This window comes from Kouleothrix sp. 19917 (genome assembly GCF_057073505.1).
The window spans coordinates 7,981,246-7,996,626 of record NZ_CP097099.1; the positions used below are offsets into that span (position 1 = coordinate 7,981,246).

Annotated in this window: 15 protein-coding genes; 8 read left to right on the forward strand and 7 right to left on the reverse strand. The window is 65.1% G+C overall.

What is annotated here, in order from left to right; all coding sequences use genetic code 11:
• Nucleotides 1-37: 37 nt before the first annotated feature.
• The 3 genes from M1P90_RS32050 to M1P90_RS32060 all read left to right on the forward strand — a co-directional run bounded on the left by M1P90_RS32050 (nt 38) and on the right by M1P90_RS32060 (nt 4,098).
• Nucleotides 38-532: a (2Fe-2S)-binding protein gene (locus M1P90_RS32050; protein ID WP_483699871.1), complete on the forward strand. Its 495-nt coding sequence runs from the start codon at nt 38-40 to the stop codon at nt 530-532.
• On the forward strand, nt 529-3,003 hold the full coding sequence (locus tag M1P90_RS32055; RefSeq protein WP_483699873.1) for an aerobic carbon-monoxide dehydrogenase large subunit: 2,475 nt from the start codon (nt 529-531) through the stop codon (nt 3,001-3,003). Before M1P90_RS32050 ends, M1P90_RS32055 begins: the two co-directional genes overlap by 4 nt.
• A gap of 114 nt (nt 3,004-3,117) precedes the next feature.
• On the forward strand, nt 3,118-4,098 hold the full coding sequence (locus M1P90_RS32060; RefSeq protein ID WP_483699875.1) for an XdhC family protein: 981 nt from the start codon (nt 3,118-3,120) through the stop codon (nt 4,096-4,098).
• 72 nt (nt 4,099-4,170) lie between these two features.
• On the opposite strand, the gene M1P90_RS32065 is transcribed toward M1P90_RS32060, so the two are convergent.
• The 4 genes from M1P90_RS32065 to M1P90_RS32080 all read right to left on the reverse strand — a co-directional run bounded on the left by M1P90_RS32065 (nt 4,171) and on the right by M1P90_RS32080 (nt 8,788).
• Nucleotides 4,171-4,647 carry a DUF2231 domain-containing protein gene (locus tag M1P90_RS32065; RefSeq protein WP_483699877.1) on the reverse strand — a complete coding sequence of 159 codons (477 nt, stop codon included), beginning with the start codon at nt 4,645-4,647 and terminating at the stop codon, nt 4,171-4,173.
• Between the two features lie 201 nt (nt 4,648-4,848).
• Entirely contained in the window at nt 4,849-6,318 is a 1,470-nt protein-coding gene (gene gatA, locus M1P90_RS32070; protein WP_483699878.1) for an Asp-tRNA(Asn)/Glu-tRNA(Gln) amidotransferase subunit GatA, read from the reverse strand.
• A 99-nt stretch (nt 6,319-6,417) separates the two neighbouring features.
• Nucleotides 6,418-7,905, reverse strand: coding sequence for an undecaprenyl-phosphate glucose phosphotransferase (locus tag M1P90_RS32075; RefSeq protein WP_483699880.1), 1,488 nt, complete (start codon nt 7,903-7,905; stop codon nt 6,418-6,420).
• On the reverse strand, nt 7,859-8,788 hold the full coding sequence (locus M1P90_RS32080) for a glycosyltransferase family 2 protein (RefSeq protein WP_483699881.1): 930 nt from the start codon (nt 8,786-8,788) through the stop codon (nt 7,859-7,861). Before M1P90_RS32080 ends, M1P90_RS32075 begins: the two co-directional genes overlap by 47 nt.
• 218 nt (nt 8,789-9,006) lie before the next feature.
• Between M1P90_RS32080 and M1P90_RS32085 the strand changes: the two genes are divergently transcribed.
• From M1P90_RS32085 to def, 3 genes are all read left to right on the forward strand, one after another.
• Nucleotides 9,007-9,261, forward strand: coding sequence for a type II toxin-antitoxin system Phd/YefM family antitoxin (locus M1P90_RS32085; protein ID WP_483699882.1), 255 nt, complete (start codon nt 9,007-9,009; stop codon nt 9,259-9,261).
• Complete coding sequence (locus M1P90_RS32090) at nt 9,258-9,677, forward strand: PIN domain-containing protein (protein WP_483699883.1); 420 nt, start codon at nt 9,258-9,260, stop codon at nt 9,675-9,677. Before M1P90_RS32085 ends, M1P90_RS32090 begins: the two co-directional genes overlap by 4 nt.
• 177 nt (nt 9,678-9,854) lie before the next feature.
• Nucleotides 9,855-10,415, forward strand: coding sequence for a peptide deformylase (gene def / locus M1P90_RS32095; protein ID WP_483699884.1), 561 nt, complete (start codon nt 9,855-9,857; stop codon nt 10,413-10,415).
• A gap of 72 nt (nt 10,416-10,487) precedes the next feature.
• On the opposite strand, the gene M1P90_RS32100 is transcribed toward def, so the two are convergent.
• The 3 genes from M1P90_RS32100 to M1P90_RS32110 all read right to left on the reverse strand — a co-directional run bounded on the left by M1P90_RS32100 (nt 10,488) and on the right by M1P90_RS32110 (nt 13,587).
• Nucleotides 10,488-12,242 carry a CopD family protein gene (locus tag M1P90_RS32100; RefSeq protein ID WP_483699885.1) on the reverse strand — a complete coding sequence of 585 codons (1,755 nt, stop codon included), beginning with the start codon at nt 12,240-12,242 and terminating at the stop codon, nt 10,488-10,490.
• Between the two features lie 92 nt (nt 12,243-12,334).
• Nucleotides 12,335-12,967, reverse strand: coding sequence for a hypothetical protein (locus tag M1P90_RS32105; protein WP_483699886.1), 633 nt, complete (start codon nt 12,965-12,967; stop codon nt 12,335-12,337).
• Between the two features lie 119 nt (nt 12,968-13,086).
• Nucleotides 13,087-13,587, reverse strand: a complete 501-nt coding sequence (locus tag M1P90_RS32110) for a hypothetical protein (RefSeq protein ID WP_483699887.1) — start codon at nt 13,585-13,587, stop codon at nt 13,087-13,089.
• Between the two features lie 175 nt (nt 13,588-13,762).
• Here M1P90_RS32110 and M1P90_RS32115 point away from each other — a divergent pair, with 175 nt between their 5' ends.
• Together M1P90_RS32115 and M1P90_RS32120 are read left to right on the forward strand one after the other, a co-directional pair.
• Entirely contained in the window at nt 13,763-14,215 is a 453-nt protein-coding gene (locus tag M1P90_RS32115; RefSeq protein WP_483699889.1) for a DUF6992 family protein, read from the forward strand.
• Nucleotides 14,212-15,258 carry a serine hydrolase domain-containing protein gene (locus M1P90_RS32120; RefSeq protein ID WP_483699890.1) on the forward strand — a complete coding sequence of 349 codons (1,047 nt, stop codon included), beginning with the start codon at nt 14,212-14,214 and terminating at the stop codon, nt 15,256-15,258. Before M1P90_RS32115 ends, M1P90_RS32120 begins: the two co-directional genes overlap by 4 nt.
• Nucleotides 15,259-15,381: the final 123 nt, after the last annotated feature.

Genomic DNA, 15,381 nt, shown 5'->3' on the forward strand with positions numbered 1-15,381 from the left:
GGCGAATGCTTCGCCCCAACACCAAGGATCAAATTGCATGAGCAAACACACAATATCCGTCACTATCAACGGCGAGCAGCGCAGCGTCGAGGTCGAAAGCCGCACGCTGCTGGTGCACTTCATCCGCGAGCAGCTTGGCCTCACCGGCACGCACATCGGCTGCGACACCACCAGCTGCGGCGCGTGTACCGTCCACCTCGACGGCACGCCCGTCAAGAGCTGCACGGTCTTCGCCGTTCAGGCCGATGGCCGCGCAGTCGATACGATCGAGGGCGTGGCGCAGGGCGGCGCGCTGCACCCGCTGCAGGAAGGCTTCTGGGAGCAGCATGGCCTGCAGTGCGGCTTCTGCACGCCCGGCATGATCATGACGGCCAAGGCGCTGCTGGCGCAAAACTCCAACCCCAGCGAAGACGAGATTCGCCACGCGATTTCGGGCAACCTGTGCCGCTGCACGGGCTATGTCAAAATCGTCGAGGCCATCCAGTACGCGGCGGCCAAGCTGCGCGAGCAGCCCGAGGAGGTACCCGCATGAGCGATAACCCGATGAAGGATCTGGATCTGAGCAGTGGTCGCCATCTCGACGACCGCGTTGAGTTCCACACGCCCGCGCCGGCTGGCGCGTCGGCCACGGTCGAAACGACCCACGATGTGCGCGTCACCACGCCGGCAAACGTCTGCGGCATGGGCCACCGCATGAAGCGCAAGGAAGACCCGCGTTTCATTCAGGGGCGCGGCAACTACGTGGACGACGTGAAGCTGCCGGGCATGCTGTACATGGACATTGTGCGCAGCCCCTATGCTCACGCCAAAATCAAGAAGATCGACGCCAGCGAGGCGCTGAAAATCCCCGGCGTGCTGGCCGTGATCACGGGCGAAGACCTGAAAGCGGCTGGCAACCTGCACTGGATGCCCACGCTCATGTCGGACACGCAGATGGTGCTGCCGATTGAGAAAGTGGTCTATTACGCGCAGGAAGTGTGCGTGGTGGTCGCGACCGACCGCTACACTGCCGCCGACGCAATCCAGCATGTCGATGTCGAGTACGAGCCGCTGCCGCCAGTTGTCGATCCCTTCGAGGCGCTCAAGGACGAAGTGATCGTTCGCGACGACAAGGAAGACAAGACCAACCACATCTGGCACTGGGAAGCTGGCAATAAAGACGCGACCGACGAGGTGTTTGCCAGCGCGGCCAAGGTCGTCGAGCAGTACATGTACATCCCGCGCATCCACGTCGCGTCGATCGAAACGTGCGGCATGGTTGCCGACTACAGCAAGATCACCGGCAAGCTGCGCATCTACATGACCTCGCAGGCCCCGCACGCGCACCGCACTGTGTTCGCGCTGGTGAGCGGCATCCCCGAGCAGAAAATCCAGATCATCTCGCCCGACATTGGCGGCGGCTTCGGCGGCAAAGTTCCGGTCTACCCCGGCTATGTCTGCTGCGCGGTCGCCAGCATTGTGACGGGCAAGCCGGTCAAGTGGATCGAAGACCGCAGCGAGAACCTGCAGGCCGACTCGTTTGCGCGCGACTACCATATTACCGCGCAGATGGCGGCCGACGCCGACGGCAGGATTACGGGCCTGCGCGTGAAGACGCTGGCCGACAACGGCGCGGCCGACGCTGCCGCCAACCCCTCGAAGTTCCCGGCCGGCCTGTATTCGATCTGCACCGGCTCGTATGACATGAAGGCCGCGCACGTGGCCGTGGATGGCGTCTACACCACCAAACCGCCGGGCGGTGTGGCCTACCGCTGCTCGTTCCGCGTGACCGAGGCCGTGCACATGATCGAGCGCATGGCCGACATCATGGCGCACGAGCTGGGCGAAGACCCGGCCGCCTTCCGCATGAAGAACTTCATCAAGCCCGAGCAGTTTCCCTACAAATCGCCAACCGGCTGGGAGTACGACAGCGGCAACTATGGCGCGGCGCTCAAGGTGGCGATGGACATTCTGGGCTATGACGATCTGCGCAAGGAGCAGGCCGAAAAGCGCGCCCGCGGCGAGTTCATGGGCATCGGCATTTCCAGCTTCACCGAAGTGGTAGGCGCTGGCCCCTCGCGCGACTACGACATCCTGGGCATCAAGATGTTCGACAGCGCCGAGATCCGCATTCACCCGACCGGCAAGGCGATTGCGCGCTTCGGCACGAAATCGCAGGGCCAGGGCCACGAAACCACCTACGCGCAGATCGTGGCCGAGGAGCTGGGCCTGCCGGCTAACGACATCGAGGTGGAAGAAGGCGACACCGACACCGCGCCCTATGGCCTGGGCACCTACGCCAGCCGCTCGACGCCAACCGCTGGCGCGGCGGCGGCCATGGCTGCGCGCAAAATCCGCGCCAAGGCCCGCAAGATCGCGGCCTACCTGCTCGAAGTTGGCGAGGATGACCTGGAGTGGAACATCGACCGCTGGCAGGTGAAGGGCTCACCCGAACAGGCCAAGACCATTCAAGACATCGCGTTTGCAGCGTACACGAACCACCCGCCGGGGATGGAAGCGGGCCTCGAAGCCACCGACTACTACGATCCGCCGAACCTGACCTTCCCGTTCGGCTCGTACATCGCGGTGGTGGATATCGACTCGGGCACGGGCGAGGTGAAGGTGCGGCGCTTTGTGGCGGTTGACGACTGCGGCAACATCATCAACCCGCTGGTGGTCGAAGGCCAGATCCACGGCGGCCTGACCATGGGCCTCGCGCCGGCGCTGTTCGAAGAGATTGTGTACGACGAAAACGGCACGAACCTGACCGGCACGTTTATGGATTATCTGCTGCCCACGGCGGTGGAAACGCCGAAGTGGGAGCTGGGCAAGACCATCACGCCCTCGCCGCACCACCCGATCGGCGCGAAGGGCGTGGGCGAGTCGCCAACCGTGGGCGCGCCACCCGCGATCGCCAACGCGGTGGTCGATGCGCTATGGCACCTGGGCGTGCGCCACGTCGACATCCCGATCACGCCGCAGAAGGTGTGGAAGATCCTGCGCGATCACGGCGTCACCGATTGATCGGTAGGGTCGCAGCAGACCGGCATACGGATTGACCGTTAGGGGCGCAGCAGCCAGGGAAGCTTTCATATACCAGATGCTTTGTGGCTGCTGCGCCCTTACTTGAGGCATGCCATGTACGATGAGTTTTTTTCCAAAGCCCACGCCTTGCGCGAGGGGGGCGTGCCGTTCGCGACGGCGACGGTGGTGCGCGCCGAGCGGCCAACTTCGGGCAAGCCCGGCGACAAGGCGATTGTGACGGCCGATGGCACGATGTACGGCTGGATCGGCGGTAGCTGCGCGCAGCCGACCGTCATCCGCGAGGCGCTGGCGGCGCTGCGCAGCGACGAAAGTCGCTTCGTGCGGCTCTCGCCCGACCCGGCATCGCAGCCGCCACGCGAGGGCTTGCTGGATGTGCCAATGACCTGTTTTAGCGGTGGAACACTGGAAATCTATATCGAGCCGCAGCAGCCGCAGCCACGCCTGATCGTGGTAGGCGGCCTGCCGGTGGCGCGCGCGCTGGCCGAGCTGGCGCGGGCGATGAGCTACCGCACAATTGTGGTCGACCCGGCGCACCACGGCGCCGCGCCGCCCTATGCCGACGAGCTGCTGACCGAGCTGCCCGCGCTGGCCGGGCGCGTCACGCCGGTGACGTTCATTCTGATTGCCACGCACGGCCAGTACGACGAGCTGGCGCTTGAGCAGGCGCTGGCGACTCCTGCGCCCTATATCGGGTTAGTGGCGAGCCGCAAGCGTGCCACGCAGGTGCGCGATTATCTGGCCGATCAGGGCTTTGCGCTCGAGCAGCTGGCGCGCTTCAAGTCGCCGGCGGGGCTGAATATTGGGGCGCGGCGCGGCGACGAGATCGCGCTGAGCATTATGGCGGAAATCGTGCAGTGCCGGCGCGGGCTGGCCGACCTGGCGTGGCAGGAAGTGGCGGAAGCGCCGCCCGCAGCCACCCCGGCGGAGGCAATCGACCCGGTTTGTGGCATGAGTGTCGAGATCGCGGGGGCCAAATACACCTGCGAACATGGTGGCGAAACGTTCTATTTCTGCTGCCCGGCCTGCCGCAAAAGCTTCGTGCGCGCGCCCGATGAGTACCTCGTCCACAAGTAGCCGAACTCACCACAGAGGCACAGAGAACACAAGTGGCTTAAAACCTCTGCGTTCTCTGTGCCTCTGTGGTGCTTAATCGTCGGCAAAAAGCGAGTTTGGCGCGTCCAGGTTGGCGTCGTCATCGACCGAGACGCCCATGCGCTGCACCAGCTCGCCGCCAAACCAGCCCACCGCGCCAAGCGTCGCGCCGCCAAGCAGGGCCAGAACTGTCGCCTTCATGGGCGGGTTTTCGGGGTCGTGGCGGCGCGCCCACCAGCTAGCCGCAAACAGGTTGATGGTCGTGTCGCCGATGATCGCGTGGATCAGGCCGATGCGTTTGGCGCGCGTGCCCCACGGCAGAAACCACCAGTCGATCGCGCCGGGAACCATCGAGACCCAGCCACTCAGGCAGCCGGCGGCCATGTTCCAGAAGGCGATCTGGCGCCACTTCTTATCGCCAGTGATCAGGCCCAGCAGATCGAAGCCAACTGCGCTGGCGAGCAGGCCGATAGGCAGCCCAACCAGAATCGGGTGGGTGCCGTGGCCGAGAACTTTCACGCGACTTTCCATGGTGCTCCTCGCAAGACGAAAGACGAAAGAGGGAGGACGAAAGCGCGTCGTCGTTCGCCTTGCGTCCTCCTTCGTATCAGCCAGAATCGTGCCTGTGCTTGCATATCGGGAACCACGAAGTTTCGAAGCTGAGAAGTTCGCGAAGCGTTTGAAGCAAAACTTAAACGCTTCGTGTCTTCGTGTCTTCGTGGTTTGGAACTCCTACTCGTCGGGTGTGAGCGCGGGCCGGCGCGTGTGCCAGTCGGTCACGCGCTGGTAGGCGTCGCCCACGCGCAGCAGCGTGCTTTCGTCGAAGGGCCGGCCGATCAGCTGCAAACCTACCGGCAGGTCTTCGCTGAAGCCGCACGGCACGACCAAGCCCGGCACGCCGGCCAGGTTGATCGGCAGCGTGCAGACGTCTTCGAGGTACATCGCCAGCGGGTCGTCGGTTTTCGCGCCAATCTTGAACGCCACGGTTGGCGCGGTTGGCGCGGCCAGAATGTCGACCTGCGCAAAGGCCTGCTCGAAGTCGCGGCGGATGAGCGTGCGTACCTGCTGGGCGCGCTTGTAGTAGGCGTCGTAATAACCCGCCGACAACGCATAGGTGCCGAGCATGATGCGGCGGCGCACCTCCGCGCCGAAGCCGCTGCCGCGCGTGCGCTCCAGCTCGTCCCAGTAGCTGTCGCCGGGCTGCTTCTCGCCATAGCGCACGCCGTCGTAGCGCGCCAGGTTGGCGCTGGCCTCGGCCGGGGCGATGATGTAGTAGACCGGCAGGGCGTACTTGGTGTGCGGCAGCGACACTTCCACGAGCTCGGCGCCATTGTCACGCAGCACGTCGAGCGCGCCGCGCACAGCCGCCTCCACGCCCGGCTCCATGCCATCCACAAAATACTCTTTCGGCACGCCCACGCGCAGCCCGCGCACATCGCCGCTAAGCGCGGCGGCGTAGTCGGGCACGGGCTGGGGCGCGGCTGTCGAGTCGCGCGGGTCGGCACCCGCGATTGCGCTCAGGATCAGCGCGCAGTCACGCGCCGTCCACGCAAATGGGCCGATCTGGTCGAGCGACGAGCCAAACGCCACCAGGCCATAGCGCGACACGCGGCCGTAGGTCGGCTTCAAGCCGGTGACGCCGCACAGCGAGGCGGGCTGGCGGATGCTGCCGCCCGTGTCGGTGCCGAGCGAGCCAAGCGCGGCGCTGGCCGCCACTGCCGCCGCCGAGCCGCCGCTGGAACCGCCCGGCACGCGCTCAAGATCCCACGGGTTGCGCGTGGGGAAAAAGGCGCTGCGCTCGGTGGATGAGCCCATGGCAAACTCGTCGCAGTTGGTTTTGCCGAGCAGCACCGCACCCGCGTCTTTCAGGCGCGCGACAGCAGTGGCGTCGTAGGGCGGCACAAAGTTCTCAAGAATTTTCGAGCCGCAAGTGGTCGTCAGACCTTCGGTGGTGATCACGTCCTTGATCGCGAGCGGGATGCCGTCGAGCGGGCCGGCGCTTGCGCCCTGCGCGCGGCGGGCATCGGCAGCGCGGGCCTGCTCCATCGCCAGGTCGTCGCTAATGGCGAGGTATGCGCGCACCTGATTATCCACCGCCGCAATGCGGTCGAGCAGCGCCTCGGTCAGTTCGGCCGACGTGATCTCGCCGGCGTCGAGCCGCGCGCGCGCTTCGGCGATTGTGAGGTTGTAGAGTTCGGCCATGCCAGCTCCTCAGTATGCAGCCAGCAGTACGCAGTACCGCTGAGAGTCGTTGAATTCCTGGAACACCGTGTGCCTGCCGACTGCCGACTGCCGGCAGCGTCAGTATCCCCGATTTTCGCCCTGCAGAATTGCAATGCCGGTTTGAATAATGATCTTGATGTCGAACAGGAGCGACCAGTAGTCGATGTAGTACAGGTCGTAGCGGGTGCGCTCCTCGATGCTGGTGTCGCCACGCAGCCCATTCACCTGCGCCCAGCCGGTGATGCCGGCCTTGAGCTTATGGCGGCGCATGTAGCGCGGGATGCTCTGGCTGAACTTTTCCACCCAGACCTGCTGCTCGGGGCGCGGGCCAACCACGCTCATTTCGCCGCGCAGCACGTTAATGAACTGCGGCAGCTCGTCGAGCGAGTAGCGCCGCAGAAACGCGCCAATGCCCGTCACACGCGGGTCGTCTTTGGTCGTCCAGTTGCCAAGCGCGGGCGCATCGACGCGCATGGTGCGGAACTTGATCGTCGGGAAGGGCTTGCCATCGAGCCCGACGCGCTCCTGCGCGAAAAACACCGGCCCGCGCGAATCGATCCGTATCAGCGCGGCGATCAGCAGCATCACTGGCGAGGTGAATGTCAGCACCAGCATCGAGACGACGATGTCGAGTGTGCGCTTCAGCGCGCGGTTGAGCGGGTTGTCGAGTGCGACGTTCTTCACGCCAATCAGCGGCAGCCCGCTCACGTCGCCAATCGACACGCCATTGTTCGTAATCAGCTGGAAGGCGTCGGGGTAGAGCTTGATCTCAACCGACTCGTCCTCGGCCAGTGCGACGACGTCGAGCACTTCGTTGGATGAACGGCCCGACAGCGCGATAATCACTTCGTCGGCCTGCGTGGCGCGGATCACGCGGCCCAGCGCCTGCGTGCGGCCCAGCACCGGCACCTCGTCCACCATCTCGCCAACGGGTGTATGGTCGGAAAGAAAGCCGCGCATGCGGTAGCCCAGGCTCGGGTTGCGGCGAATGGTCGCCAGCACCAGCCGGCCCGGCTCGCGCGCGCCAACAATCAGCACGCGCCGGGTGTCGATGCCGCGCTGGCGCAGCATTGCCAGCACGCGCCGGTAGATCAGGCGCAGAAAGGTGGTGATGACAATGGCCGAAAGCCACGCCAGCGCGACCACCTGCTGGTCGAGCGGCAGATCGTCGCCGTTGAACAGGCCCAGCGACAGAAGCGCGTTGGCCATGTAGAGCACAAAGGTGCCGAGCGACACGCCCAGCACGATTTTGAATGCCTCGTCCACGCGCGACGCGCCGCGCCGCAGTGTATATAGCCCAACCGCCGCAAACGTAATCGCAAAGATCAGGTTATACAGCAGCACGAAAATTTCGGCCACAAACGGGCTGCTGGCGGCCAGCTCGGTTTGCAGGTCGGGGTTGGCGAGCAGGCCCCAGCGGTAGGTGCCAAGAAAGGCAATATTCACAGCCAGCGCATCGCACCCCATCACCGCCAGCGTGAGCAGCAGGCGCGATACCCAGGGCCGTGGGCGCACGCGCCTACCCGACGCGGCGTGCGGCTGAGGGGCGGAGGAGATTGCGGCCAAGGCTCAGATACTCCTTCAGCGTAATGCCCGCTTCGATCGCGAAATTCAGGGGCGCGGGCGTGGTCGCGGCGTAGTGCTTGCGGTGAAACACGCGCATCGCGTCGTAGAAGGCGCGGATCGACTGGAACGGGCGCTGGCGGCTGGAGGCGCGCTTGTAGTGGTGCACCGTCGCGCTCGGCACATACATGATCTTCCAGCCATACTGCTTGATGCGGTAGGCCCAGTCGAGGTCTTCGCCATACATAAAGTAGGCTTCGTCGAGCAGGCCAGCCTCGCGCACGACGCCGCCGCGCACCAGCATGCACGCGCCCACCACTGCGTCGACCTCGGTCTGCACATCGGGGCTGAGGTAGGTCATGTTGTAGCTGCCAAAGCGTTTGCTGCGCGGAAATAGCTTGGAAAGGCCCAGCGCGCGGTAGACGAATGCACTTGGCGCGGGAAACGAGCGCCGGCACGCCAGGTCGAGCGAGCCGTCGGCAAGCAGCAGCTTTGGCCCGCACGCGCCAACCTCGGGATGCGTTTCCATGAAGCCCACCAGCGCGTCGAGCGCGCCCGCCGGCACAACTGTGTCGGGGTTCAGCAGCAGCACGTATTCGGGGGATGGGATGCTCTGCGCATCCTGCATTTCCTGCCCTGCATCTGCCGTGATCCTCCGCAGCGCGAGATTGTTTGCGTAGGCGTAGCCGCCGTTGCGCGGGCTGTCGATCACATGAACATGCGGGAATTCATCGCGCACCATAGTGGTGCTGCCGTCGCGCGAGGCATTGTCGACCACCCAGATGTCGAGTGGGAATTGCGCCGCGCCGGGCTGGATGGATTGCAGGCAATCGCGCAGCAGGTCGCGGGTGTTATAGCTGACGATAACGATCGCAAGCGTGGGCATGCCACTTCCTCATCATTCCAATGCGCCGCGTATTATACCATAGGCGATAGATGGGCAAGCGAAGTGAAAATATACCAGATAGCAAACCTGAAACCTTTAACCACCAAGGCACCAAGGCACCAATCATTCGGGCTAGTTAAAGAAACTTGGTATCTTGACGTATATTTCGATTAACAATATAATCTAGACAGTCTAGACAGATACGAAAGGACGACAATATGGCGCGCACCTGGCAATTGCAAGAAGCCAAAAATAAGTTCAGTGAAGTGGTGGAAGAAGCGCTGAAGAACGGCCCGCAGCTCATTACCAGGCGTGGGGTTGAAACAGCGGTTGTGCTTTCGTATGCGGAATATCGCAAACTTCAACTGGCGCAACAGCCGCTGTCGGCGTTTTTTCGCGAGTCGCCGCTGGCTGACGCGAAACTCGATCTCACCCGCGACACCAGCGCCGAGCGCGGGACGCTTGAGCTATGAACTATTTGCTCGATACGAATGTTATTTCTGAGCTGGTTGCCAGAAAGCCCAACCCGCGCGTGCTGGAATGGATCGACAGCTGCGACCCGAGCCACATTTTTGTGAGCGTAATCACGATTGGTGAGCTGCGCAAAGGCATTGAGAAATTACCTGCTTCGGCGCGGAAAGACGCGCTGGCTGAGTGGCTTGCGAATGATCTGGTGCTGCGCTTCAGCGGGCGCATCCTGACCCTTGATCTTGATGTGATGCTTGTGTGGGGCCAGCTTACCGGCGAGCTTGAGCGTGCAGGTCGGCCCTTGCCAGCAATCGACTCGCTGATTGCGGCGCTGGCGCTGCACCACGGAATTACCCTGGTCACGCGCAACGCAGCCGATTTCGCGCACGCTGGCGTCGCGCTGCTCAATCCGTGGGAATGAAATTCCGGGGGTGGGAGATGGAGACACTGTGGCATGCAACAACTCGGTGGTCTCCGTGTTCTCTGTAGCCAGATATTTCTGCGCTTTTTATAATGGCAAAACACCACACAGCGCGCCCCGAAGTCCTATGCTATAATAGCGCCAACTACTGGTTCTACGCGATAAGGAAGCCACACCATGGCGCAGCGACGCATTTTACAGATAGAAGACCCCGACGACAAGCGCGTGCTCAAAACCCGCGCCCACGCCGTCAAGCAGTTCACGCCCGCGCTCCAGGCGCTGGCCGCCGATATGTTCGAAACCATGCACGCCGCCAATGGTGTGGGCCTGGCCGCGCCGCAGATCGGCATCAGCCAGCGCATCGCGGTGATCTGGATTCCGCCCGAGGAAGAAGAGCAGCCCGACGGCAGCGTCATTGAGGTTGCGCCCGAGCAGAATTATGTGCTGATCAACCCCGAAATTGTGAAGCAGAGCGACAAGGAAGAGATCGGCGGCGAAGGCTGCCTGAGCCTGCCCGGCCGCTATGGCGAGGTGCCGCGCGCCAGCTGGGTGACGGTCGATTATACCGACCTGAAGGGCAAGCGCCAGCGCATCCGCAAGGCCTATGGGCTGCTGGCCCGCGCACTCCAGCACGAGCTCGATCACCTCGACGGCGTGCTGTTCACCGAGCGCATGCGCGACCTTTCGACCCTGAAGGACATTCGCGAGGACGCCGACGCCGCGCCAGTCGAGGCGTAGTTTTCTCGCACAATTGCAAGAAACGCCCCTGACACACAGTCAGAGGCGTTTCTTTTTGCGATTGCGAAAGCACTATTCTGTAATCACAAATGGCGCGCCGCGCAGAATATCCACCTCAAAGGTGTGCTGCACGTCGTCGAAGCCGGCGCGGCGCAGGGTTACGCCAATATGCCAGCGCCCGCCCATGGTGGTGAAGTTGCCGCGCGCCAGGTAGCGCTGGCCGGTGCTGGCCTTGGCCTCGGTTTGCACGCCCTCCATTTCCATGCCCTGCATGTCGAAATGCATCAGTACTTTGGTCTGCGCGGCTTCTGCGCCGGGCCGGCGGTCGGTCACATCCACCGCAAACTCGTTGTCGCCAATCTGCGCGGGCGCGATCCGCAGCGTCAGGTCAACATCCCCTTGTGTGGCAGTTTGCGCAATGCCCTGCTGCTCATGCGCTTCCCAGGCGGCCAGGCTCGGCGCGACGCCCGTCATCACGGCGGCCAGCAGCAGCACCAGCGCGCCAACAAGGAGCTCGACGCGCACGGTGCGGCCAAACGCCCGCGCCGGAGTCTGGTTGCCGCCGCGCAGCCGCCGCGTCAGGATGAGCATGTTCAGCGCGCCCAGCGCCACCAGAACGGCGAACACCACAACTTTCACCACCAGCGCCCGGCCATAGGTCGTGGCCGCCAGCAGGTCGAGCTGCTGGATGTGCAGGGAGTACTGGTACACGCCGGTCAGCGTCAGCGCAACCACGCTGGGCAGCGCCACGCGGGTGAAGCGCGGGATGAGCAGGCTCAGCGGCAGGGCGCGCTCGGGCGCGCGGCGCGCGGCCAGCACCGCCGCCAGCAGGCCGGGCAGGCCGCCCAGCCACGCAACCATCGCGGCCAGGTGCAGCCAGTCGAGCGGCACGGCAACCAGCGCCTGCGTGCTGGCGGCAGCGTGCGAAAGCAGGCTAAACGTCAGCAGCACCACGCCGCCGATCGCCAGCGACACCCACCACAGCCGCGCTGGCCCGCTGCCAGCCAGCGGCAAGCGCCATGCCAGCACCACCAGCTGAAGAATGAGCGCCAGGCGCGCCAGCCACAGCAGACCCGTGCTGCCGCGCAGCAGCTGCACCAACGGCGCGCCGATGGCGGCGAGCAGCGGCACCTCGGCGGCAGTGGCAGCCTGCGTGAGCAGAAAGAACAGGTTCGTCAGCAGAAACGCGATGCTGCCGACGAACAGCAGCCGCCGCAAAACGCCCGTCATGGCGGCATCGGCGGCAAGGCGCGCGTCGTCGTTTTCCTGCCAGCGGCGGAAGGCCGGCCGCCACACCAGCACAGCGAAGGGTGCTGCGCCCAGCGCCAGCATGGCCGCGAGGTAGTTCAGCCAGCGCGCCAGCGCGTCGGCGGGCGCGGGCGTGAGCGTGGCCGGGTCGGGCGTGCCGGGCGCGGGGATGAGGCTGCCGGCGCTCGCGGCCACGCCCACGCCAAAGGGCAAACTCCCCTGAGTGATATGCCCATCGGCGGATGAGCGCACGCGCCAGATCGCGGTGTAGCTGCCTTTTTCCAGGTCGGGGATGATCAGGCGCATGATTTTCGTGTTTGCGGGCGTGACTTCGCCGGGCCCTTTTTCGATCAGCTGATTCCTGCTGTCGAAAAGCTGGATGCGGCTGAAGCTCGGGTCGAGGTCTTCGGTAAACTCCATTTCAATCGAGGGCGGGCTGGCGTCGAGCGTTGCGCCAGCCGCAGGCACCGAGCGGACGAGGTTGGCGTGCGCAAGCGCGGGCCGCGCCACCAGCAGCGCAAGGAAAAAGGCCAGCGTCGCGCTCAGCGTGGCGCGAAACCAGGGATGGCGGGTTTTCATAGTTGTTCCTTTGCGCTGCTGCGCGCGTCGAGCCAGTATGAGAACGGTGTGGCAGCCGCGCGCCGATAGCAAGGCGCGCGGCTGCCGGTCGATTAAACTGTGCGCTGTGGCTGTGTGTTGGCAGCAACCGGCTTGCGGCTGCGCAGCGCCAGCACCGCCACGGCCAGCCCGGCCACGCCAATCAGCGCGCCAAGCCCGCCAACGATCAGCGCGGTCTGGGCGGTCTGTGCGGCGGCTTGCGCCTGCGCATTCAGCTCGGCTGGGGTAGACTCGGCAGCCGGGAAGGCCACCGTGCTCTTGGCCTTCACTGCGCCAAAGGTTTCGGGCCCGCTCATCATGGAGACATCGACCGGCGTGTTCTCGATCGTGCCCCAGATGTGCCAGGTATAGTCGCCATCGGCGGTTGGCAGCACATCCGTGGTGTACGCGCCATCTTCGCCCCACTGCGGGCGAAGGGTCAGCTCTTTCTTCGACGCGCCAAACAGCAGCTCGATTTTCAGCGTGTCGGCCAGGTCGTTGACCTTCTTGCCGGTTTTGGTGTTGGTGACGCTCAGATCGAGGCCGTTGGGCTCGCCCTGGTAGGCCGGCTCGTTCTTGAAGCCAATCACCAGTTCGTAATCGCCAACCGTGGTGTGGCCATGGGCCAGCGCCAGCGAAACAGTCAGCGGCAGCAGCAGCGCGGTCGCCAGCAGCGCGAGCGCGCTGCGCATCAGGGTGCGAGGCATGGAGGTATATCCCTTTCACAATCAATACCGAAACGGCGGGCGCGCGGCACAGTGCCGCACACCGGTGCGAACGGCGAACCAGCGCCAATGGCGCAGTGTTCGGGTAGGTTCAGCGCACGTTACGCGATTGTGATCAGGCGTGGGGGACGCAGGGGTGGTGGCGGGTAGAAGTGCGGCGGGCGGCCCGGCGGCGCGGGCAGCATGCGCAGCAGAAGGGTGAGCAGCAGCAGCACGAACGCGAAAGCCGGCAGAACTTCGTGCACGGGCGAGGGTGGCACGTGGAATGGCACATCCGAACCGCCCGCGCCACGCAGGTGGCAGGCAGCCGCATCGCTTGCCGCTTGGCCCGCGACGCTGGTTTCGTCCATTGCCATGCCGGGCATGTCGTCCATCGCCATGCCTGCCATGTGGTGGTGGTGCATGTGCTGCATGCTCGCCTGGCTGAACAGCAGTGGCAGCCAGACCTGGCAGTGCACCACGCACAGCAGCGGCTCGCCCAGCCCAACGACCAGCGCCACCAGCACCATCGCCAGGTTGCGGCTGGGGCGCAGGCGCATCCGCCAGCGCCAGAGGCGCCGCCAGCGAGCAATGCGTTGCTTGTTCAGAAGGGCAAGCGACATAATCGTTCAAAAGCTGCGTGCTATTTCACAAACATACTTATACTTGATCGTGCCGGCATCGTCAATCCGGCGCTGGTTGCAATCTTTTCACCTGCGGTTATGGCCTGCTAACCGACCACAACCCTGCGCGCCTGTGGTATAGTTGCCGCACATCCGCCAGCTTTGTGAGAAAACGATGCGCGCACAAACAGGCTTTTTTGCCTTTCAGCACCGGGCGCTGGGCGGGCTGCTGGCCTGGGGCCTGAGCAGCATCGCCGCCAGTGTGCCGCTGCTGGCCAGCCGCAACCCGGTGCTGCGCCACGCCGGCTTGCAGGCCGCCACCTGGGGCGCAATCGATGCGCTGCTGGCGGCTGGTGGCCGGCGCGGCGCGCGGCGCAACATCGCGCGCGGCAGCACCGACGGCGTGCGCGAGGCGCGGCGCTTCCGCCTGATCCTGCTGGTCAACGCCGCGCTCGACGTGGGCTATATTGCCGGTGGCGTGGCGCTGCTGCATGGGGCGCGCGGCCGCGCCGAGCGCGCGGGCATGGGCGTGGGCGTGGTGCCGCAGGGCGTGTTCCTGCTGGGCTACGACCTGCTGCTGGCCTGGCTGGCCGGGCCGTGGGCGCGTGATGAATTCGAGGAAACATGAACACCGATGCAATTGCAGCCGCCGTGCGCCATGCCCTGCAGGGCGGGAACGTTCCGGGCATCCTTGTGGCAGTATCGCGGCCCAGCGAACCGCTTGCTTTTGTTGCGCAGGGCAGCGACGCAGCCGGCACTGACCTCGCCGCCGACACGCTGTTTCCCGTCGCCTCGGTGACGAAAATGGCTACTTCGCTGGCGGTGCTGCGCCTGTGCGACCAGGGCCAGCTCGCGCTCGACGACCCGCTGGAGCATCACGTCCCCGAAGCCGCCGCCGCGCAGCCCGGCGTGACCTTGCGAGCGCTCTTGTGCCACACTGCTGGCATGCCAATCGACGTTGCGCCGCGCCACGCCGCCTACGCCAAGGGGCTCGACTGGGCTGCGCTCAGCACGGCCTGCCTGCTCACCGCGCCCGACGCGCCGGCTGGCAAGCGCGTGCAATACAGCAATGTTGGCTATGGCCTGCTGGCGCTGGCCGTCGAGCGGCGCACCGAAAAAGCGTTCCCGGCCGCCCTGCACGACCTTGTGCTTGGCCCGCTGGGCATCACCGCAACCCTCGGCAGCGAGCCGCCGCGACCCCCGGCGCGGCTCGCAGGCGTGCGCGGGCAACATGCCGAAACCGAGCTTGAGCCGTTTAACTCGCCGTTCTGGCGCAGCCTGGCGCTGCCCTGGGCCGGCCTTGTCACCGACGCGGCGGGCGCAATCGCGCTGGTGCGCGCCTTTCGCGGCGGGCAGCTCCTGAGCGCCGAGCTGGGTGCCGAGGCTACATGCGACCAGACTGGCGGCCTGAGCGGCGGTTTTGTCGAGCCGCTGTTCTGGGAGCCGTGCCCATGGGGGCTTGGCCCCGAAGTGCGCGGCCAGAAGTCGCCGCACTGGGTTGCGCCCGCTGCCGGCCCCGACTCGTATGGGCACAGCGGCGCGTCGGGCTGCCTGGCCTGGTACGTGCCCGCCAGCGACACGGCCTTCGCCATCCTGGGCGCGCGCACCGCCGACAGCGGCTGGCTGCTGCGCCGCGCCCCGGCGATCTGCGCGGCGATTTTGGGTGCCTGAATGGGGAAGGACGAGCCGCAAGTGCGCCCGCCTGGGCATCGGCGTGCGGCGTTATATTGCCAGCCACGGTGTGCCGCAGATGGCGCTCAAGCGAACACAACGCCTTTTTCAACCGTCAAAAAG